Origin of the sequence: Usitatibacter palustris, from assembly GCF_013003985.1 — a bacterium.
Classification (GTDB): Bacteria; Pseudomonadota; Gammaproteobacteria; order Burkholderiales; family Usitatibacteraceae; genus Usitatibacter; species Usitatibacter palustris.
Window position 1 is genome coordinate 2912070 of sequence record NZ_CP053073.1, and the last position, 19126, is coordinate 2931195.

Annotated in this window: 19 protein-coding genes; 7 read left to right on the forward strand and 12 right to left on the reverse strand. The window is 66.3% G+C overall.

Annotated features, from left to right (window positions below; translation table 11 throughout):
* Positions 1-37 precede the first annotated feature (37 nt).
* A complete protein-coding gene (locus DSM104440_RS14185; RefSeq protein ID WP_171163738.1) occupies positions 38-2482 on the forward strand; it encodes a putative bifunctional diguanylate cyclase/phosphodiesterase in 2445 nt (814 codons plus the stop codon).
* On the opposite strand, the gene DSM104440_RS14190 is transcribed toward DSM104440_RS14185, so the two are convergent.
* Positions 2483-3847: an N-acetylmuramoyl-L-alanine amidase gene (locus DSM104440_RS14190; RefSeq protein ID WP_171163740.1), complete on the reverse strand. Its 1365-nt coding sequence runs from the start codon at positions 3845-3847 to the stop codon at positions 2483-2485.
* Entirely contained in the window at positions 3802-4278 is a 477-nt protein-coding gene (gene tsaE, locus DSM104440_RS14195; RefSeq protein ID WP_246212006.1) for a tRNA (adenosine(37)-N6)-threonylcarbamoyltransferase complex ATPase subunit type 1 TsaE, read from the reverse strand. Before tsaE ends, DSM104440_RS14190 begins: the two co-directional genes overlap by 46 nt.
* A 16-nt stretch (positions 4279-4294) precedes the next feature.
* Here tsaE and queG point away from each other — a divergent pair, with 16 nt between their 5' ends.
* Together queG and DSM104440_RS14205 are read left to right on the forward strand one after the other, a co-directional pair.
* Positions 4295-5359, forward strand: a complete 1065-nt coding sequence (gene queG, locus DSM104440_RS14200; protein ID WP_171163744.1) for a tRNA epoxyqueuosine(34) reductase QueG — start codon at positions 4295-4297, stop codon at positions 5357-5359.
* 32 nt (positions 5360-5391) lie between these two features.
* Positions 5392-6852 carry a hypothetical protein gene (locus tag DSM104440_RS14205; protein ID WP_171163746.1) on the forward strand — a complete coding sequence of 487 codons (1461 nt, stop codon included), beginning with the start codon at positions 5392-5394 and terminating at the stop codon, positions 6850-6852.
* Here DSM104440_RS14205 and DSM104440_RS14210 read toward each other — a convergent pair.
* Positions 6849-8321 (reverse strand): S10 family peptidase, encoded by a 1473-nt coding sequence (locus DSM104440_RS14210; RefSeq protein WP_171163748.1) that lies wholly within the window; start codon positions 8319-8321, stop codon positions 6849-6851. The genes DSM104440_RS14205 and DSM104440_RS14210 overlap by 4 nt on opposite strands.
* Positions 8318-8758: a protease inhibitor I42 family protein gene (locus tag DSM104440_RS14215; protein ID WP_171163750.1), complete on the reverse strand. Its 441-nt coding sequence runs from the start codon at positions 8756-8758 to the stop codon at positions 8318-8320. Before DSM104440_RS14215 ends, DSM104440_RS14210 begins: the two co-directional genes overlap by 4 nt.
* A 28-nt stretch (positions 8759-8786) precedes the next feature.
* On the opposite strand from DSM104440_RS14215, the gene DSM104440_RS14220 reads away from it, so the two are divergent.
* The 3 genes from DSM104440_RS14220 to DSM104440_RS14230 are packed head-to-tail and all read left to right on the forward strand — an operon-like array spanning position 8787 to position 11817.
* Positions 8787-9278 (forward strand): glutaredoxin family protein, encoded by a 492-nt coding sequence (locus tag DSM104440_RS14220; protein ID WP_171163752.1) that lies wholly within the window; start codon positions 8787-8789, stop codon positions 9276-9278.
* A 20-nt stretch (positions 9279-9298) separates the two neighbouring features.
* Positions 9299-10396, forward strand: coding sequence for a PQQ-dependent sugar dehydrogenase (locus DSM104440_RS14225; RefSeq protein WP_171163754.1), 1098 nt, complete (start codon positions 9299-9301; stop codon positions 10394-10396).
* Between the two features lie 14 nt (positions 10397-10410).
* Positions 10411-11817 (forward strand): FAD-binding oxidoreductase, encoded by a 1407-nt coding sequence (locus DSM104440_RS14230; RefSeq protein ID WP_171163756.1) that lies wholly within the window; start codon positions 10411-10413, stop codon positions 11815-11817.
* On the opposite strand, the gene DSM104440_RS14235 is transcribed toward DSM104440_RS14230, so the two are convergent.
* The 5 genes from DSM104440_RS14235 to DSM104440_RS14255 are packed head-to-tail and all read right to left on the reverse strand — an operon-like array spanning position 11814 to position 15985.
* Positions 11814-12200 (reverse strand): SPFH domain-containing protein, encoded by a 387-nt coding sequence (locus tag DSM104440_RS14235; RefSeq protein WP_171163758.1) that lies wholly within the window; start codon positions 12198-12200, stop codon positions 11814-11816. The genes DSM104440_RS14230 and DSM104440_RS14235 overlap by 4 nt on opposite strands.
* Entirely contained in the window at positions 12197-13870 is a 1674-nt protein-coding gene (locus DSM104440_RS14240) for a thiamine pyrophosphate-binding protein (RefSeq protein ID WP_246212007.1), read from the reverse strand. The genes DSM104440_RS14235 and DSM104440_RS14240 overlap by 4 nt, the downstream gene beginning before the upstream one ends.
* The gene (locus DSM104440_RS14245; protein WP_171163760.1) at positions 13867-14781 is read right to left on the reverse strand and encodes a TraB/GumN family protein; all 915 of its coding nucleotides are present in this window, start codon (positions 14779-14781) and stop codon (positions 13867-13869) included. Before DSM104440_RS14245 ends, DSM104440_RS14240 begins: the two co-directional genes overlap by 4 nt.
* On the reverse strand, positions 14781-15389 hold the full coding sequence (gene greB / locus DSM104440_RS14250) for a transcription elongation factor GreB (protein ID WP_171163762.1): 609 nt from the start codon (positions 15387-15389) through the stop codon (positions 14781-14783). Before greB ends, DSM104440_RS14245 begins: the two co-directional genes overlap by 1 nt.
* Positions 15386-15985 (reverse strand): MarC family protein, encoded by a 600-nt coding sequence (locus DSM104440_RS14255; RefSeq protein ID WP_246212009.1) that lies wholly within the window; start codon positions 15983-15985, stop codon positions 15386-15388. Before DSM104440_RS14255 ends, greB begins: the two co-directional genes overlap by 4 nt.
* A 122-nt stretch (positions 15986-16107) precedes the next feature.
* Between DSM104440_RS14255 and DSM104440_RS14260 the strand changes: the two genes are divergently transcribed.
* Entirely contained in the window at positions 16108-17076 is a 969-nt protein-coding gene (locus tag DSM104440_RS14260; protein WP_212758085.1) for a tripartite tricarboxylate transporter substrate binding protein, read from the forward strand.
* A 70-nt stretch (positions 17077-17146) separates the two neighbouring features.
* Here the strand turns inward: DSM104440_RS14260 and DSM104440_RS14265 are convergent, their stop codons facing one another.
* Genes DSM104440_RS14265 through eno form a run of 3 tightly spaced genes read right to left on the reverse strand, consistent with a single transcriptional unit; the run spans position 17147 to position 19052 of the window.
* Positions 17147-17503 carry an MmcQ/YjbR family DNA-binding protein gene (locus DSM104440_RS14265; protein ID WP_171163765.1) on the reverse strand — a complete coding sequence of 119 codons (357 nt, stop codon included), beginning with the start codon at positions 17501-17503 and terminating at the stop codon, positions 17147-17149.
* Entirely contained in the window at positions 17500-17772 is a 273-nt protein-coding gene (gene ftsB / locus DSM104440_RS14270; protein WP_171163767.1) for a cell division protein FtsB, read from the reverse strand. The genes DSM104440_RS14265 and ftsB overlap by 4 nt, the downstream gene beginning before the upstream one ends.
* The gene (gene eno, locus DSM104440_RS14275; RefSeq protein ID WP_171163769.1) at positions 17769-19052 is read right to left on the reverse strand and encodes a phosphopyruvate hydratase; all 1284 of its coding nucleotides are present in this window, start codon (positions 19050-19052) and stop codon (positions 17769-17771) included. The genes ftsB and eno overlap by 4 nt, the downstream gene beginning before the upstream one ends.
* Positions 19053-19126: the final 74 nt, after the last annotated feature.

Genomic DNA, 19126 nt, shown 5'->3' on the forward strand with positions numbered 1-19126 from the left:
CTCCAGGAATGGTGCCTAACGATTCATAAGGAGGGGCATGACCCCTTACGAATCACCCGCAGCGCCGATCGCACCGGCACCCGCACCCGAAGCCAGACTCTTCGCAGAGCAGGTTCGGCTGTTGTTCCGGTTCTCGCTGGTCGAGTACCTCGCGACGCTCCTCGTCATCTTCATCCTTGGCGCCATCCTCTGGGAGGATCTCGCGCGCCCGGCCCTGTTCGCATGGTTCGTCGGCATTTCGATCGTCACCGTCGTGCGCTATGCGCTCTACAAGACCTACATCAACACGACGCCCCCCGAAGATGAGCTCCCCAGCTGGGAACGCTGGTTCCTCATCGGCAGCACGCTCACGGCGATCCTCTGGGCGGTCATCGGCACGGCGCTCTTTCCCGATGCGGCGCGCGCCGCGCAGCGCGTCTCGGTGGCACTCCTGGTCACGCTCCTGCTCACCGGCGCGGTGGCCTACTACGCGCCCCATCGTTTCGCCTACAAGCTCACGGCGTTCGTGGGCCTCGTGCCGCTGTCGTCGTCGCTCGTGTTTTCCCAGGACCGCCCGCAGATGTTCCTGGGCGGCCTCATCCTGTGCCTCGCGATCGTGCTGCCGATGGTGCACACCAAGGTGTACTCGGCGCTGGTCGAGTCGCTGACCACGCGCCGCGAGCGCGAGCACCTGCATGGAGAGCTCGTCAAGGAAAGCGAGCGGCTCCAGGAGGCCAACGACGCGCTCGCCGACGAGATGGTCGAGCGCCTGAAGGCGCAGCAGGCGGAACTGCTCGCCGCGCAGAAGCTCCGAATGCATTTCGAGCGAACACCGCTCGGGGTGATCGAGTGGGATCGCGCGTTCAAGGTGACGGCCTGGAACCCCGCGGCCGAGGCGATCTTCGGCTACCAGAGCGCTGATGCGCTGGGCCGGAGCGCGACGTTCGTGGTCGCGTCCTCCGAGGCCGAGTCGATCGAGGCGATGTGGAAGGAACTCGCCGAGTCGGGCGAGGGCGCGAAGACCACGCTCGCGAACGTGACCCGCAGCGGCCGGACGATCCATTGCGAGTGGTACAACACGACGCTCCTCGATCCGGGTGGCCGCATCATGGGCTACGCCTCGCTCGTGCAGGACATCACCGAGCGGCTGAACACCGAGCGCACGATCCACTACATGGCGCACCACGATGCGCTCACGGGGCTGCCCAACCGGCGCCTGATGCAGGACCGCCTGAGCCAGGCGATCATGAGCGCGCGCCGCAAGCAGCGCCACGTCGCGGTGCTGTTCCTCGACCTCGACCGCTTCAAGGTCGTGAACGACACCCTGGGGCACGACACGGGCGACTTCATCCTGAAGGACGTCTCGCAGCGCCTGCTCACGTGCGTGCGCGAAGTCGATACGGTCTCGCGCGAAGGCGGCGACGAGTTCGTCGTGATCCTCCCCGACCTCGAGCGGCCCGAGAACGCGCGCGTGGTCGCCGAGAAGATCCTCAAGGAGCTGACGAGGCCCGTGGAGATCGGCGGCCACGAGATCCACGTCACCACCTCGATCGGCATCAGTCACTACCCGAACGACGCGACCGACGTGAACCATTTGCTGAAGCACGCGGACAACGCGATGTACCAGGCCAAGGACGCGGGCCGCAACACCGTGCGCTTCTTCACCGGCGACCTCAATTTCCTGCTCTCCAAGCGCCTCGAGATCGAGGGGCGGCTTCGCCGCGCGATCGACAACGAGGAATTCTTCCTGCGCTACCAGCCGCAAGTCGAGCTCGCGACCGGCCGCATCATCGGGATGGAGGCGCTCATCCGCTGGAACGATCCGCAGCGCGGCGAGATCTTCCCCAAGGACTTCATCTTCGTCGCCGAGGAGCTGGGCATCATCGTGCAGCTGGGCGAATGGGTGTTCCGCACGGCGTGCGGCCAGCTGAAGGCCTGGGAGGACGAGGGCCTGCCGTCGATCACCGTCTCGATCAACATCTCGCCGCGGCAATTCATGTCGCGCCGTCTCGTGCCCACGCTGCTGTCGATCATCCGCGAGACCGGGGCCGACCCGCGCCGCGTCGAGCTCGAGATCACCGAGACCATGATCATGCGCAACCTCGAGCAGTCGGTGCAGACGCTCGAGCACCTGCGCTCGGTCGGCATGCAGGTCGCGGTGGACGACTTCGGCGTGGGCTACTCCTCGCTCGGCCAGTTGAAGCGCCTGCCCGCGACGAGCATGAAGATCGACCGCTCCTTCATCGCGAACGTGCCCGAGGATGCGTCGAGCGGCTCGATCACCGAAGCGATCATCGCGATGGCCAAGCGCCTGAAGCTGCGGGTGATCGCCGAGGGCGTGGAGACGCGCGCGCAGCTCGAGTTCCTGCGCGCCAACCACTGCGAAGCCTTCCAGGGTTATCTCTTCTCGCGGCCCGTGACATCGCTCGAAGCCACGGCGATGCTCAAGGCGCAGGCCGCCGCCATGGCCGCCGAAACGACGAAGACCGCTGCCGCCGAGTAGTTATTTCAGGACGAGCTTGGCGCGTGCGAGCGGCGGATTGGCCGCGAGGTAGCGCTTGATGCCGCCGAGCACGGCGATCGCCATGCGGTCCTGGTAGCCGGCGTCCTTGAGCCGCTTCTCCTCCTCGGGATTCGAGATGAACGCGGTCTCCACGAGGATCGAGGGAATGTCGGGCGCCTTGAGCACGGCAAAGCCCGCCTGCTCCACCGCGGGCTTGTGCAGCGCGTTCACGTCGCCGAGCTCGCCCAGCACCGCCTTGCCGAGCTTGAGCGAATCGTTGATCTGCGCGGTCTGCGAGAGATCGAGCAGCGTCCTCGCGAGCACCGGGTCCTTCACGCCAAGGTTCACGCCGCCGATGAGGTCCGACTCGTTTTCCTTCTGCGCGAGATAGCGCGCCGCGGCCGACGTGGCGCCGCGCTCCGAGAGCACGAACACGGAAGACCCCTTCACGTCGGGCTTCACCCACGCATCGGCGTGCACGGATACGAAGAGATCGGCATTCACGCGCCGCGCCTTGGAAACGCGCTGCGCCAGGGGAACGTAGTAGTCGCCGTCGCGCACGAGCACCGCGCGCATTCCGGGCTCCTGGTCGATGCGCGCCTTGAGCCGCTTGGCGATCGCGAGCGTGACGTCCTTCTCGTGCGTGCCGCCGCGTCCGCGTGCGCCCGAATCCTCGCCGCCGTGACCGGCATCGATCGCGACGATCACGAGGCGGTCGGTCTTCGCGGGCTTCTTCGGGTCGAGCTTCGGGTCGAGCTTCACGACCGGCAGGTCGGGTGCGGGCTGCGCGGGCGCGGGTACGGGCTGCGGCGCGGCCGGCGCGGCCGGCGCGGGCTGCGAGGGCGGCGCCACGGGCACCACGGTCACCGGCGAATTCGCGATCTCCTTGATCGGATCGGGCTTGGGCGCGAGGAGGGCCAGCAGCGGATCGCGCGGCTTCTCCGGGTAGATGTCGAGCACGAGGCGATGCTTGTACTCGCCCGCGGGGGCGAGCGGGAAGACCGAAGGCTTCACCTCGGTCTTGAGATCGAACACGATGCGCACGACGTTGGGTCGATTGCGCGCGACGCGCATCGTCTTGATGTAAGGATCGTCCTCGCGCACTTTCGACGGGAGGTTGCGCAGCTCGTCGCTGAGGTCGATGCCCTCGAGGTCCACCACGAGGCGCTCCGGATCCTTCACGAAGAAGAATTGATGCTTCACCGGATTCGCGGCTTCGAGTGTCACGCGCGTGTATTCCTCGGCGGGCCAGATGCGCGTGGCGATCAGCGTTTCCGCGGCAGACGCGAGCGAAGAGAACGCGCCGAACAGCAGCGCGGCTACGAAGCGGAGGAAGGGAAGTGTTGCGTGATTGCCGCGAGGCACTGCTCGCCCGCGGGGGTGTGCGATTTCAGCGTCGCTTCGCGGCCCGAATCCAGCACGCGCAGCGCGATCTCCAGATCCGGCGGCGGCAGTTGCCCGGTGGCCTTCTCGGGCCACTCGACCAGGCTTACGACCTGCCCGTTGAAGCTTTCCCGAAAGCCCGCGTCGATCCATTCTCTCGGGTCGCTGAACCTATAAAAATCAAAGTGATGCAAGTCTAACCTCGAAACGGCATAAACTTCAACCAGGGCATAGGTCGGGCTTTTTACCCGCCCCTCGTGACCCAGCGCCCGGAGGGCCCCCCGCACCAGGGTGGTCTTGCCCGCCCCGAGCTCCCCCTGGAGGAAAACGACCATGCCCGGCCGCAGCCCGCGTGCGAGTGCCGCGCCCAGTGCGAGCGTCGCGGTCTCGTCGGAAAGCGGGAAGGTGGGCACAGGTAACATCGCTCGCATGGAAGAGCGCATCAAGCAGTGGGGTCGCGAGCTCGGCTTCGATGCCGTGGGCATCACCGGGACGCAGCTCGAGGAGGATGAAGCGCGCCTGCTCGAATGGCTCGGTCGCGGCTGGCACGGCGAGATGGATTATATGGCACGCCATGGGGTCCGAAGAGCGCGCCCCGCGGAGCTGGTCGAGGGAACCGTGAGCATCATCACGGCACGGCTCAACTACACGCCGCCCGCGGCTCGCGATTCGTGGGAAGTCATCGGTGACAGCGAGCGCGCTTTCGTGTCGCGCTACGCGCTTGGGCGCGACTATCACAAGGTCCTGCGCGCGAAGCTCCAGTCGCTCGCCGATCGCATGACCGCCGAGCTCGGCGCCTTCAAGTACCGCGTGTTCACCGATTCCGCGCCGGTGATGGAAGTCTCGCTCGCCGCGGGCGGCGGCCTCGGTTGGCGCGGCAAGCACACGCTGCTGCTTTCCCGCGAGGCGGGCTCGCTCTTTTTCCTGGGCGAGCTCTTCGTGAGCCTCGACCTCGCGCGCGACGTGCCGGTGACCAATCACTGCGGCACCTGCCAGCGTTGCATCGACGTGTGCCCCACGCAGGCGATCGTCGCGCCCTACCAGCTCGATGCGCGCCGCTGCATTTCCTACCTCACCATCGAACACCACGGCGCGATCCCCGAACCGCTGCGGCCGCTCATGGGCAACCGGATCTACGGCTGCGACGATTGCCAGCTCGTGTGCCCCTGGAACAAATATGCACACGTCAGCACGACGCCGGATTTCGCCGTGCGCAACGGGCTCGACGACGCGCATCTCGCCGAATTGTTTGCGTGGACCCAGGAAGAATTCGATCGCCGCCTCGAGGGCACTGCCATCCGCCGTATCGGCCATGAGCGGTGGCTGCGCAACATCGCGGTGGCGCTGGGCAATGCCGCGCCCTCCCCGGCTGCGCGCGCCGCGCTGCAATCGCGGCGCGAGCATCCATCGACGCTCGTGCGGGAGCACGTTGCGTGGGCACTCGCACGCCATGAAGAACGGAACGATTCGCGCGACGCTGCATCGAACGCGTAAGTTCCAACAACAAGCCATCAAGGGAGATGACGATGCATCGCTTTCGCAATGCGGCCCTCCTCGCCGCGGCCCTCGCAGCGCCCGCCGTCCAGGCCATGTACCTCAACCCCGATGGCCTCGGGCAGGCGCTCATCTATCCGTACTACACGGTCAAGCCGGTGGACAGTAATGTTTACAACACCTACATCTCGATCGTGAACCACACGAGCGACGCGAAGGTGCTGCGCGTGCGCTTCCGCGAGAGCCTCAACGGCCGCGAGGTTGGCAACTACAACCTGTACCTCGGCCCGCGCGATGCGTGGGCGGGTGCGATCACCCCCTCGGTCGCAGGCGCGCCGCCGGCGGCGGGGCTGCTGACGATCGACAATTCCTGCACCAATCCCGCCTTCACGCCACCCGCCGGTGGCAGCGCGCTTACGGGCTTCGCCTTCAGCAGCGCGAGCTACACCGGCACCAACAGCGACGGCATGGGCGACACGATGGAGCGCACGCGCGAGGGCTATGTCGAAGTCATCGAGATGGCCACCCTCACGGGCGCGAGCGCCGCGCAGGCCACGCCCGGTGCGAATGGCGTGCCGCCCGATTGCGCGGCGCTGCGCGGCGGCGGCGTGCTGTCGCTCGGCCCGCCCACCGGCGGCGTTTCGGGAACACTCACGCTGATCAACGTCGCGAGCGGCCTGGACTTCACCGTGAACGCGATCGCGATCGCGGACCTCTCGACGCAAGGCTTCTATCGCACGTACTCGGACGCCTATCCCGACTTCAACTCGGCCGAGGTCAACGGCGTGGGCAACTTCGCCGCCAACGGCAAGGCCTACCGAACGACGTGGAATAGCGGCGTCGAAGCGCTGAACGCCATTCTCATGCGCTCGACCGTGGACAACGAGTTCATCCTCGACAACACGACCCAGTCGGCGGCGGACTTCGTCGTCACGTTGCCCACGAAGCGCTTCCACGTGCTCGTGCCCGGGCAAGGCACCGGCCCGTTCACGAACACCGTGCTCGCGGGCTCGAGGTCGCTCAACTTCACGCTTGAATACCGCTCGCGCGAAGGGCTGGGCGGAATCATCGTCCCGGCCTGCGGCTTCACTTGTCCGCCCAGCAACTCCGAGGCGAACCTGCAACTGCCGTTTGCCTCGACGGTGGTGGGCATTACGCGCGGTGCCACGGCCACGGGCGCCGCGGGCACCACGCTCGCATTGGGCGCGAACGGCTGGCGCGTCACGCTGCCAACGACGGCGGAGAACGGCTCGGTGATGCTGGGCTTCGTGGCCGGCGGCTTCTCGTCACCGCCGACGATCTCGTTCCCGGCGCAGACCACGCGCCTGAGCGACGGCCAGGTACTCAACGAGAACCTCGTGATGGAAGGCCTGCCGGCCGTGGGCTTCGCGGTCCGTACGCTGCGCAACGGAACGCTCGTGTGCGCGGGCGGTGGCTGCCAGGGCAACTACGGCGGCGCCTACCCCCACACCTCGCGACACGTATTCCGCTAGGGAGCGACGAACTTCCTCAGCTCGCCCGCAAGCCGGGCGAGCGAGGGCTTGTGCACGTACATCATGTGCCCGGCGTCGTAGTAGCTCACCGTGAGGTTCTGGCGCAGCGACGGATCGAGGCCCAGGTGATCCATCGTGTAGTCGGAGGCGAAGTGCGGCGTGGCGAAGTCGAAGTAGCCATTGGCCACCAGCACGCGCATGTGCGGATTCATCGACATCGCCTTGCGCAGCGTCTCGCCCACGGAAGCGAAGCGGTTCGCGAACTCGTTCCAGCCCCACGTGAGGTACAGGCCCTTGGTCACCTCGTAGGGCAGGTCCTTCTCGAAGCGCAGGTCGGAGCGCACGTAGTCGTTCATCGCGGCGGCATACGCGCCGTAGATCGCGGCCATTGCCGGGTCGAACTCGAACATGGCGCCGGCCGAGTCGCGGTCGAAGCCCTTGAAGCGGCTGTCGAGGCGGCCCACGGTGCGGCCCTCCGCGCGCAGCAGCTCCTTGCAGAAGCGGAAGATCTCGATGCGCAGGTCCGTGCTCTCGACATACGCGACCGAAAGCCCGGTGTAGCGCGAGAGCTTCTTCGCGATGGCCGCACGATCCTTCGCCGCGAGACCCGCACCCTGGAAGAGCGCGTTCGCGTAGTCGCCTGACGCGAAGGCCTCGACCTCGTCGAGCAGCTCGCGCAGCGACTTGGCCTGCAGGTCCGCCGCAAGCTTCTTGTGGTACCAGGCGGTCGCCGCGTACGTCGGCAGGAACAGCACGCACGGAAGATCGTTCGTCACGTCGAACCGCAGCGTCTGGAAATCGAGCGCGACGGACACGAGCATCACGCCGTTGAGGTACATGCCGTAGCGCTCGATCAGGTGCCCCGCGAGTCCGGAAGCGCGCGTAGTGCCGTACGACTCGCCGATCAGGTACTTCGGGCTCGACCAGCGCGCGTAGCGCGAGGTGTAGAGGCGGATGAAGGCCCCGACGCTCTCGAGGTCGCGGCGATAGTCGTGGAACTCCTTCACCTTCTCGCCTTCGACCATGCGGCTGTAGCCCGTGCCCACCGGATCGATGAACACGAGGTCCGATTGCGGCAGGAGCGAGAACTCGTTCGCCTCCAGCGTGTAGGGCGGGCCGTCGTTCTGCCCTTCATCATCGAGCGCGACGCGCCTGGGTCCGAGCACACCGAGGTGCAGCCACACCGAGCTCGATCCCGGGCCGCCGTTGAACGAGAACGTGAGCGGCCGCTTCGTCTTGTCGGCGACGTCGTCGAGCGTGTAGGCGACGAAGAACACGCTGGCGCGCGGCTTCTCCCCTTCGTTCTTGCCCTCCTTCTCCGACTCCTCGCGCAGCACGATCGTGCCGCACGTGACGGTGTAGGCGATCTCCTTGCCGCCGATCGTCGCGCGATGGCGCGTGACGGACAGGTCGTCGCTGGGATCAGGCTTGTCGTTCTTCTTTTCTTCGGTCGTCGGGATGGAGGTCATTTCTTCGGCGCTTCGCGGACGGTGATCTTGAAAGTGGCGGTTTTCGCGGGGGCGACGTCCTTCTCCCATCCGCGGCGGTATTCGAGCTTGAGCTGCTGCGAGCCGGGCTTCGCGGCGGTGAAGGTCCACACTTCGACGCCCTGCGCGCCGACCACCGGCTTGCCATCGGCGGGCGCGGGCGGCGCTTCGTACTTGCTTTCGCCCTTCTGCTTCACGATGCGGATGCGGCCGCCATGCTTGGAGGTCTTCGCGACGGCCCATGCGTAACCGGTGGAAGGATTGCTCTCGAGGCGCAGGCGCAACTCCTGCCCGACGATGAGCTCGACCGGCGCGGCCGAATCGGCGAGCGTGACGGTGACGGGATCGGGGTTGGCCGCGGCCAGCAGGATGCCGGGAAGGAACGCGAGGAGCAGCGCGAGGAAGGGCCTGCGAATCATGGCCGCGAGTCTAATGCAATAATTAGCCATGCGCTGCCGCCACCCTTCCCTCGCTCTTGCGACGCTTCTTGCGGCTGGATTGGCGTTCGCGACGCCGACGGTTGCCCAGGTCTACAAGTGGACGGACTCGACCGGCAAGACCCACTACGGCGACGCGCCGCCCGACGACGTGAAGAAGCAGGAGATCAAGATCACGGCGAAGTCGTACGAAGGTCCGCCGCAGATCGACAACTGGGCCGCCGTGATCCGCCGCCCCTCGCCCGGCGGCACCAGCAAGCCTTCGCAATCGGGGCTCACGATGTTCAGCGCCACCTGGTGCGGCCCCTGCAAGCGCGCGAAGGCCTACCTCGCCGAGAAGAACGTTTCGTATCGCGATGTGGACATCGATGCCTCGGATGCCAATCGCGAAGAGTTCCGCAGCTACGGCGGGGGCGGCGTGCCGCTGCTCATCGCCGGCGACAAGCGCATGCGCGGCTTCAGCCCCGCGGCCCTCGACAACCTCATCGCCAGCTCGCGCTGACGCCTCCCTGGAAGAACACCATGCGCTTGGCCGCTACCCTCTTGCTCGCCCTGCTTGCCCCGTTGACCGCCACGGCGCAGTCGAAGCTGCCCCTCGACAAGATCAAGCTTCCACCGGGCTTCGAAATCACGGTGTTCGCCGAAGGCGTGAAGAATGCGCGCTCGATGGCGCTCGGCGAAGGCGGGACGCTCTTCGTGTCGACGCGCTCGGACGGCCGCGTGTACGCGATCAAGCACGACTGGAAGAAGGCGCAGGAGGTGATCACGATCGCCACGGGACTCAACATGCCCAACGGCGTCGCGGTGAAGGACGGCGCGCTCTTCGTGGCGGAGGTGAGCCGCGTGTGGCGCTATGACGGGATCGAGGCGAACCTGCAAAGCCCCAAGGGCAAGGTCATCTACGACAAATACCCGACCGAAAAACACCACGGCTGGAAGTTCATCCGCTTCGGGCCCGACGGCTGGCTCTACGTGCCGGTAGGCGCTCCCTGCAACATCTGCGAAAAGGACGACCCCTACTCCTCGATCACGCGATTGAAGCCCGACGGCTCGGCGATGGAAGTCATCGCCCGCGGCGTGCGCAACTCCGTGGGGTTCGACTGGCACCCGGTGACCAAGGAGCTGTGGTTCACCGACAACGGCCGCGACATGATGGGCGACGATATCCCGCCCGATGAGCTCAACCACGCGCCCAAGGCCGGGATGCACTTCGGCTATCCGTACTGCCACGGCGGTACCGTGCAGGATCAGGAGTTCGGCGCGACCCGCAAGTGTTCCGAGTTCACGGCGCCCGCGAAGAACTTCGGCGCGCACGTGGCCTCGCTCGGCATGCGCTTCTACACGGGCACGATGTTCCCGGCCGAATACCGCAACCAGATCTTCATCGCCGAGCACGGCTCGTGGAACCGCTCGAAGAAGAGCGGCTATCGCGTGATGCGCGCCAAGGTCGAAGGCGGCAAAGTGGTCGACTACGGCGTCTTCGCCGAGGGCTGGCTCGATGCCTCCGACGACAAGGCCTGGGGCCGGCCGGTCGATGTGCAAGTCATGCCCGACGGTTCGCTGCTCGTCTCCGACGACCATGCGGACGTGATCTACCGCATCAGCTACCGCAAGCCCTAGCTAGCATCTCCGCGATGGACCGTCGCCGCTTCCTGCAGGCCACGGCGCTCGCGGCGCTGTCGACACCTGCAGCGCGCGCGCAGGCGGCGCAGGGCCCGCTCGTCACAGACGTCTCCCAGCTCGAGGCCACCCGCGTCGCGGCCGAGATCCGGCCGCGCTCCGCCGACGACGTGAGGGCCGCGCTGCGCAATCGCTCCGGAACCATCTGCCTGGGCGGCGGGCGCTACAGCATGGGCGGACAGATCGCCTCGCCCGGCGCACTGCACCTCGACATGCGCGCGATGAATCGCGTCGTGTCGCTCGATCGGGAACGCCGCGTGATTCGCGTGCAGGCGGGAATGACGTGGCGCGATCTCCAGGAAGCGATCGATCCGCACGATCTGTCGGTGAAGATCATGCAGAGCTACAGCAACTTCACGGTCGGCGGATCGGTGTCCGTGAACTGCCACGGGCGCTACGTCGGCAAGGGCCCGCTCGTGAATTCCGTGCGTGCGCTGCAGGTGGTGGCCGCGGACGGGCAGGTCCTGGAGCTGACCCGATCGCGCGAGCCCGAGCTCTTCGGCGCAGCGTTCGGAGGCTACGGCGGGCTGGGGGTGATTACGGAGGTCGAACTCGACCTGGATCCCAACGTCCGCATGGAGCGCGTCGTCGTGGATGTCCCGCTCGAGGAATATCCGGCGTACTTCAAGAACAAGGTGCTGTCCGATCCGCGCGCGATCCTCCACAACGCCGATCTCTCATCGCCAGCATTCGCCAATCCGCGCACGACCACCTGGCTCGCCACGGAAAAACCGCCCACCGATGCGAAGCGCCTGGTACCCAAGGGCCTCGACTACACGCTCGAGAAGAACGCCATCTGGGCGATCAGCGAGCTTCCCGGGGGCGACCGCCTGCGCGAAAGCCTCGCGAAGAGTCGCCTCGCGGATCGGCCGGTGATCTGGCGCAATCTCGAAGCCAGCCTCGATGTCGCCTCGCTCGAACCCCACACGCGATCGTTGTCGACCTACCTGCTGCAGGAATACTTCGTGCCTCTCCGCGGTTTTGCGCCCTTTGCGCGCGGACTGGCCCGCATCCTGAAGGAGCGCGGCACGGGCGCGTTGAATGTCTCGATCCGCCACTCACCGGCCGACACCACCGCGCTACTGAGCTGGGCCCCCGAGGAGGCGTACTCGTTCGTGATCTATTACAAGCAGCGCACCAGCGCTGCCGCGATTGCCGAGTCCGGCCAATGGACCCGGGAGCTCATCGAGCTCGCGCTATCGCTGGGGGGACGCCATTACCTTCCCTATCGCCTCGAGGCGACGCGCGAGCAATTCGAGCGCGCGTATCCGGCTGCCCGTACCTACGCCGCACTGAAGGCGCGCGTCGATCCCCAGGGGCGATTCACCAACCGGTTGTTGGAGAAATACCTGCCGCGCTAACGCTTGAGCGCCACGCTCTCGACGTGGAGGCCCCAGGCGCCGATCGCGTCGTTCAAGCGCTTCTTCAGCGCATCCTCGATGCCCTTGCGTTCGAAGACCAGCGCGTCCGCACCGCGCCCCGCGAGCTCTCCCTTGACGGACGTTTCGGTAAGCGTCTGCATCGCGGCGCGAAAATCAGCCACGGCGAGCAGCGCCTTGCCCGGATCCACGACGCGGTAGATCACGGTCACGTTCGGGAGATCGAGCGTCACCGGGCGGATGTCCATGCGGTTCATCGTCTGCACGGCCGGAATGAGCACCACCCATCCCGGACCCTTCACGCCCGAGAAACGTCCCAGCGTGAAGATCACCGCGCGCTCGTGCTCGGCGAGCTTGTGGATCACGTCTTCTTCGCGGCGGCGGCACGCAGGCCGTCGAGCGTGGCATTGGGCGTGATCGCCTGCGGGTCGATGCGCAGCTCGATCACCGCGGGCTTGCCCGAGGCGATGGCGCGCTCGAGGGCCGGCGCGAACTGCGCGGTCTCCTCGACGATTTCACCGACGGCGCCGAACGCGCGCGCGAATGCGGCGAAATGCGGATTCACCAGGTCCGTGCCCACGACGCGACCCGGGTAGTGCTTCTCCTGGTGCATGCGGATCGTGCCGTACATGCCGTTGTTGATCACGAGGATGATCACCGCCGCGTCGTACTGCACCGCGGTGGCGAGCTCCTGGCCGGTCATGAGGAAGTCGCCGTCACCGGAGAAACAAACCACCGCGCGTTTTGGCTCCGCGATCTTCGCGCCGATCGCGGCAGGCACGCCGTAACCCATCGCGCCCGAGGTCGGTGCGAGCTGCGTGCGAAAGCCGGTATAGCGATGGAAGCGATGCAGCCACACGGAGAAGTTGCCCGCACCGTTGGTGTAGATCGTGTCCTCGGGCATCACCTTGTCGAGATGCTCGACGACGGACCACATCTGCAGGCGCCCGGGCATCTCCTTCTTCGCGATCCAGGCTTCGTAATCGGCGCGCGCGCCCGAGGTCTCCGAAGCCCACGCGGACGAGTCGAGCGGCGCCATGGCCGAAGCCGCGAGGGCGAATGGGCCCGCGTCGGAGACGATCGCGAGCTCGGGCTGGTACACGCGCCCGAGCTCCGCGGCGTCGGGGTACACGTGCACGAGCTTCTGCTTGGGCACCGGAGAGGAAAGCAGCGTGTAGCCGCTCGTCGTCATCTCGCCCAGGCGCGCGCCCACGACCAGCAGGAGATCCGCCATGCGCACGCGGTTCGCGAGCACGGGGTTGATGCCGATGCCCACGTCGCCCACGTAGTTCGGGTCGCGGTTGTCGAAGAGATCCTGGTAGCGGAAGTCCGCACCGACGGGAAGCTTGTTGGCGTGCGCGAACTTCGCGAAGTCCTCGCACGCTTGCCTCGACCAGCCGGATCCGCCAACGATGGCGAGCGGACGGCGCGCGGCGGCGAGCATCTCGCGCAGCCGGTTCATGTCGCCCGTGCCTGGGTGCGCCTCGGGCGCCTTCACCGGCCTCGCGTCGGCGACCGTCGCCGACTGCGAGAGCATGTCCTCGGGAAGCGCCAGGACGACGGGGCCACGCCGGCCGGACGTCGCGACGTTCCACGCGCGCGCGATGTACTCGGGAATGCGCTCGACCGAATCGATGCGCGCGGCCCACTTGGCGGCGGGCGCGAACATCGCCGCGAAGTCCACCTCCTGGAAGGCCTCGCGGTGGCGGAAGTCGCTGCCCACGTCGCCGATGAAGAGGATCATCGGCGTGGAATCCTGGAATGCCGTGTGGACGCCGATCGCCGCCTGCGCGGCACCGGGCATGCGCGTGACGAGGCAGATGCCGGGCTTGCCGGTGAGCTTGCCGTACGCCTCGGCCATGTTGGAGGCACCCGCTTCGTGGCGGCACGTCACCAGCTTGAACTTCTCGCGATGCTCGTAGAACGCGTCCAGCACCGAGAGGAAGCTCTCGCCCGGAACGCTGAACGCGAGATCCGCGCCGTGCAACATCAACTGCTCGACGAGGATGCGGCCGCCCTCCCGAGGCGCAATCACAGTTGCTTCACCACGAATCCGCGCTTGCGCAGCAGCTCGACCAGGCCACGCGGGCCCGCCATGTGCAGCGCGCCCACCGCGATGAAGTGCGGCTTGCGCGCTTCACCCAGGTAGCCCTCGATCTTCTTCACCATCGCGTCGTGCCGCGCCCAGATGAACATCTCCTCGAATTCCTTGGCGCCCGGCACGTCGTCGTTGTACTTGCGCGCGATCTCGAGCAGGAGATTGGCATCGCCCGACTGCCAGGCGTTCACCATGCCGGTGATCTGTTCGCTCGTGAGCCCGCTCTCGATCGCCTTCATCGTCCCGGTGAAGATCTGCCGGTTCTGCTCGGGCGTGAGCGAACCGATGAGCGCGCTCTGCGTCTCCACGCCCTCGATCTCGATGAGCGGCTTCAATTCGGCCCTCGCCTTCTGGATGAGATAGGCATCGACCCCGAAATTCGGAAGGTAGCCCAGCCGCCCCCATTCGCTGAACACGAGCATCGAAACCGCGCTGAAGGGCTTCAACTGGCGCAGCGGCGCCTCGGGAAGCGAATACCTCGCGAGGTGCTTCTTGAAGCGCGCGTACTCCTCCGGACCCACGGCCGTCTCGAGGTTGGACGGCGGCGCGTACATGAGCAGGGGCGCGGACTTCATCATCGCTTCCTGGTCGGTGATGTCGGCTTCGACGACGAGCACCTTCGATTCCGTGAAGGCCTTCTCGACGACCTCGGGCAACGGGAACCAGTCCTTCTTGCCCGCGTGGATGGTGCCGAACAGGTAGACCTTGTTCGTGAGCGACGACACCTCCCACAGGAAATTCTTCCTCTCGCCGCTTGCGGCCGGCGCCGAGGTCGGGGCCTGCGCCTGCGCCGAGGAACCGGCGAGCGACACGAGGAGCGCGGCGAATGCGCCGGCGATTCGGGACATCACTTCACGTTGGGGGACCATGTGCTTCTCACGGGTTGGAAAGCGTCGATCGGAACGGCTTCGTAGCGCACTTCGAGAATCTCGAGCTCCTTGTTTCCCTCGGGCGTATGCAGCGTCACGGTATCGCCCTCGCGCGCCTTGATGACGGAGCGCGCCACCGGCGAGACCCAGCTGATGCGCCCGCGCGTGAGATCGGTTTCATCGATGCCCACGATGGTCACGACCTGCGAGGGGCCGCCATTGACCGTGTACTCGACCGTGGCGCCGAAGAACACCTGGTCGGTGTCCTCGCGCGTGGCCGGATCGACGACCTCGGTGTTCTCGAGGCGGCGCGTGAGGTAGCGGATGCGCTTGTCGATTTCGCGAAGGCGCTTCTTGCCGTAGAGGTAGTCGCCGTTCTCCGAGCGGTCGCCGTTCTTCGCGGCCCACGAAACGATGCCGGTGATCTCCGGGCGCTCGGCGTTGACCAGCCATCTCAATTCATCGCGAAGCCTGCGCGCGCCGTCGGGCGTCATGTAGTTCCGGGAGCCCGGCGGGATCGGGTTCTCTTCTTCGGCATCGAGATCCTCGGGCGGTTCCGCATCTTCGCGCGTGAAGGCCTTGCTCATGCGGCGAGCCCCTTCACGAAGGCGCGGATGCCGGTGAGCAGCATCTCGATCGCGATCGCCGTGAGCAGCAGGCCCATCAGCCGCTCGACCGCCGTCATCGCGCGTTCGCCCATCCAGCGCTGCAGGCGATCGCCCATCGCGAGCACCACCGTCGAGATCGCCATCGCCACCGTGATCGCCGCGGCCCACATGCCGACCTTGCTCGGCTCACGGGTCGCCATGAGCATCACGGTCGCGAGCGCGGAGGGGCCCGCGATGAAGGGCACGGCCACGGGCACGATGAAGGGCTCGCCGACGGGGCCGGCGCCGAAGGCGCCATCCGGATGACCGAAGACCATGCGGATCGCGATCATGAAGAGGATGATGCCGCCGGCGATCGTGAGCGACGTCTCCGACAGGCTCATGAGCGCGAGGAACGTCTTGCCGAAGAACATGAAGACGAGCAGCAGCACGAACGCGATGAAGCACTCGCGCAGCACGACGCGGCGCCGACGCTCGGGCGGCGTCCCCGCGAGCACGGCGTTGACCAGCGGGACGTTGCCGAAGGGGTCGGTGACCAGCAGTAGCAGGACTACCGCGGAAAGGAACTCGTTCACCAGGCACCCGCAGTGGAATTTGAGGCAGTCGCGAATGATAACGGGATATGGCTCGCGAAGCGCGGATGCCGGACCTTCACGGTAAACTCGCCGCAAACACATCCAAAATGCCGGAGGAGATCATGCAACGTCCGTTCGCACGCCTCGCCGCAGCCCTCGCCTGTTTCGCCGCCACCTTTGCCTGGTCGCAGGCCTTTCCCAACAAGCCCATCAAGATGATCGTGCCGTTCCCGCCGGCGGGTTCGACCGACATCTCCGCGCGCGCCGTCGCCTCCAAGCTCGGCGAGCGCCTCGGGCAACCGGTCGTCATCGAGAACAAGCCCGGCGCCGGCGGCAACATCGGCGGCGAGCAGGCGGCCAAGTCGCCGGCCGACGGCTACACGCTCTTCGTGGGCACGGTCGGGACGAACGCGATCAACGCGAGCCTCTACTCGAAGATGCCCTTTGATCACCTCAAGGATTTCGCCTCGGTGATCCTGCTGTCGAAGACGCCCAACGTCCTCGTGGTCCATCCCGCGTTCCCGCCGAAGACGGTGAGGGAGCTCATCGATCTGGCGAAGGCGAAGCCCGACACGGTGACGTTCGCCTCGAGCGGCAACGGCACGTCGATCCACCTTTCGGGCGAGCTCTTCAAGTCGATGGCCGGCGTGAAGATGACGCACATCCCCTACAAGGGCAGCGGCCCGATGCTCATCGACGTGATGGGCGGCCAGGTGAACCTCACGTTCGACAACCTCTCGGCGGCGATCCAGCACATCCGCAGCGGGAAGCTGCGCGCGCTCGCGATCACCACCGCGACGCGTTCGCCCGCGCTGCCGGATCTGCCCACGGTCGCCGAAGCCGGCGTTCCCGGCTACGACTCGTCGTCGTGGAACGCGATCTTCGTTCCCGCGGGTACGCCCAAGGCGGTGATCGATCGACTGGCGAAGGAGCTCGACGCCATCCTCACGTCGGAAGAAACGCGGAAGTTCTTCGCCGACCAGGGCGCGGAATCGGGCGGCGGCACGCCCGCGCAGCTCGACGAGTTCGTGCGTTCGGAAACGGCCAAGTGGGCCAAGGCCGTGAAGGACTCCGGCGCGAAGGTCGATTGAATTAAAGGGGTCAGGTTAGTTTTTCTACCTGTCCCCTTTTTTCAGGGGAAAAAGGGGACAGGTAGAAAAACTAACCTGACCCCTTTAATTCAAGCTGGAGCTTCTTCGGGAGCTTCGCGACGATCAGCTCGCGCGAGCGCGCGATGAGGGTCTTCAGGTCGGCATCGGCCAGGCTCTTGTAGTCCTGCACCAGCACCCATTTCGCGCGCGCGAGGTACGGCGCCGGAATGATGCCCTTGCGATCGGTGAGCTCGAGGAAGCGATGGTCATCGACCTTGAAGCCCAGGCCCGCTTCCTTGTGGCTCGGATCGCCGACGACGGCGAACATCCTCCCGCCGACCGAGTAGACGTGGTCCGCGCCCCACTTGAGGTCGTAGGTCGCGCCCTTGAGCGAAGCGCAGTACTTGCGCGCGGCCGCCGGCGTCACTGCTTCACCACCTGGTAGAAGACCTCGTCGCGCTTGATCATCCCGAGGTCGATGCGCGCGCGCTCTTCGATCGCGTCGAAACCCTGCTTCAGGTCGCGCACCTCGGCATCCAGCGCATCGTTGCGCGCCTTCAGGCGCGCATTCGTTTCGCGTTGCTGCGCGACCTGGCGGTCGACTTCCGCGACGCGATGCCAGCTCCCCTTGCCGAGCCACAGCGGATACTGCAGCAGCACGATCAATGCAGCGAGAGCGAGCGGCAGCGGTTTCATCTGAGCTGGTGGAAGGCCTCGCGTCCGGCGTAGGTCGCCATTTCGCCGAGCTCTTCCTCGATGCGCAGGAGCTGGTTGTACTTGGCCGTGCGATCCGAGCGCGACAGCGAGCCCGTCTTGATCTGCATCGCGTTGGTCCCGACCGCGATGTCGGCGATGGTGGAATCCTCGGTCTCGCCGGAACGATGCGAGATCACGGACGTGTAGCCCGCGCGCCGCGCCATCTCGATCGCCTCGAAGGTTTCCGAGAGCGTGCCGATCTGGTTGATCTTGATGAGGATGGAATTGGCCACGCCGCGCTTGATGCCCTCGGCAAGGATCTTCGTATTGGTGACGAACACGTCATCGCCCACGAGCTGCACGCCCTTGCCGAGGCGCTGCGTGAGGATCTCCCAGCCGTCCCAGTCGCCCTCGGCCATGCCGTCCTCGATCGAGACGATCGGGTACTTGTCGCACCACGTGGAGAGCATGTCGGTGAACTGCTGCGGGTTGTACGAGAGCTTCTCGGCCTCGAAGCGGTACTTGCCGTCCTTGTAGAACTCGCTCGCGGCGCAATCCAGGCCGATCAGCACATCGGAGCCGGCGAGATAGCCCGCTTCCTCGATCGCCTTGATGATCCACTGGATGGCCGCCTCGTTGGACGGCAGGTTGGGCGCGAAGCCGCCTTCGTCACCGACGGCGGTCGACATGCCCGCCTTGTCGATCATCTTCTTGAGCGTGTGGAAGATCTCCGCGCCGCAACGCAGGGCATCGCGAAACGAAGTGAAGCCCACCGGCAGGACCATGAATTCCTGCAGGTCGAGCGAGTTGTTCGCGTGCGCGCCGCCGTTGATCACGTTCATCATCGGCACCGGCATCTTCTTCGGTGCGGCGCCGCCGAGGTAGCGATAGAGCGACAGGCCGGTCTCTTCCGCCGCGGCCTTCGCGCAGGCGACCGACACCGCGAGGATCGCGTTGGCACCCAGGCGCGCCTTGTTCTCCGTGCCGTCGAGGTCGATCAGCACGCGGTCGATGTGCGCCTGCTCGGACGCGTCGAGCCCGAGGATCGCTTCGCAGATCTCGGTGTTCACGTGCTCGACCGCCTTCATCACGCCCTTGCCGAAGTAGCGCTGGGGATCGCCGTCGCGCAGCTCGATGGCTTCGCGGGAACCCGTCGAGGCGCCGGACGGAACCGCGGCGCGGCCGAGCACGCCCGACTCGAGGAGGACGTCGGCTTCGACGGTGGGGTTGCCGCGTGAATCGAGGATCTCGCGGGCGACGACTTCAACGATGGCGGTCATTCAGGCTTCCGGGCAGTGGTGGGCGATTTGTCAGGGCCTAATTCTACGGCAACAAACCGTGACACAAGGGCGTT

Excerpts from the sequence above, each read along its gene's own strand:
- queG (WP_171163744.1), top strand. The coding sequence starts at position 4,295 with ATGGAAGAGCGCATCAAGCAGTGGGGTCGCGAGCTCGGCTTCGATGCC.
- DSM104440_RS14260 (WP_212758085.1), top strand. The coding sequence starts at position 16,108 with ATGCAACGTCCGTTCGCACGCCTCGCCGCAGCCCTCGCCTGTTTCGCC.
- DSM104440_RS14205 (WP_171163746.1), top strand. The coding sequence starts at position 5,392 with ATGCATCGCTTTCGCAATGCGGCCCTCCTCGCCGCGGCCCTCGCAGCG.
- DSM104440_RS14210 (WP_171163748.1), bottom strand. The coding sequence starts at position 8,321 with ATGACCTCCATCCCGACGACCGAAGAAAAGAAGAACGACAAGCCTGAT.
- DSM104440_RS14215 (WP_171163750.1), bottom strand. The coding sequence starts at position 8,758 with ATGATTCGCAGGCCCTTCCTCGCGCTGCTCCTCGCGTTCCTTCCCGGC.
- greB (WP_171163762.1), bottom strand. The coding sequence starts at position 15,389 with ATGAGCAAGGCCTTCACGCGCGAAGATGCGGAACCGCCCGAGGATCTC.
- ftsB (WP_171163767.1), bottom strand. The coding sequence starts at position 17,772 with ATGAAACCGCTGCCGCTCGCTCTCGCTGCATTGATCGTGCTGCTGCAG.
- DSM104440_RS14230 (WP_171163756.1), top strand. The coding sequence starts at position 10,411 with ATGGACCGTCGCCGCTTCCTGCAGGCCACGGCGCTCGCGGCGCTGTCG.
- DSM104440_RS14185 (WP_171163738.1), top strand. The coding sequence starts at position 38 with ATGACCCCTTACGAATCACCCGCAGCGCCGATCGCACCGGCACCCGCA.
- DSM104440_RS14220 (WP_171163752.1), top strand. The coding sequence starts at position 8,787 with ATGCGCTGCCGCCACCCTTCCCTCGCTCTTGCGACGCTTCTTGCGGCT.
- eno (WP_171163769.1), bottom strand. The coding sequence starts at position 19,052 with ATGACCGCCATCGTTGAAGTCGTCGCCCGCGAGATCCTCGATTCACGC.
- DSM104440_RS14225 (WP_171163754.1), top strand. The coding sequence starts at position 9,299 with ATGCGCTTGGCCGCTACCCTCTTGCTCGCCCTGCTTGCCCCGTTGACC.
- DSM104440_RS14245 (WP_171163760.1), bottom strand. The coding sequence starts at position 14,781 with ATGTCCCGAATCGCCGGCGCATTCGCCGCGCTCCTCGTGTCGCTCGCC.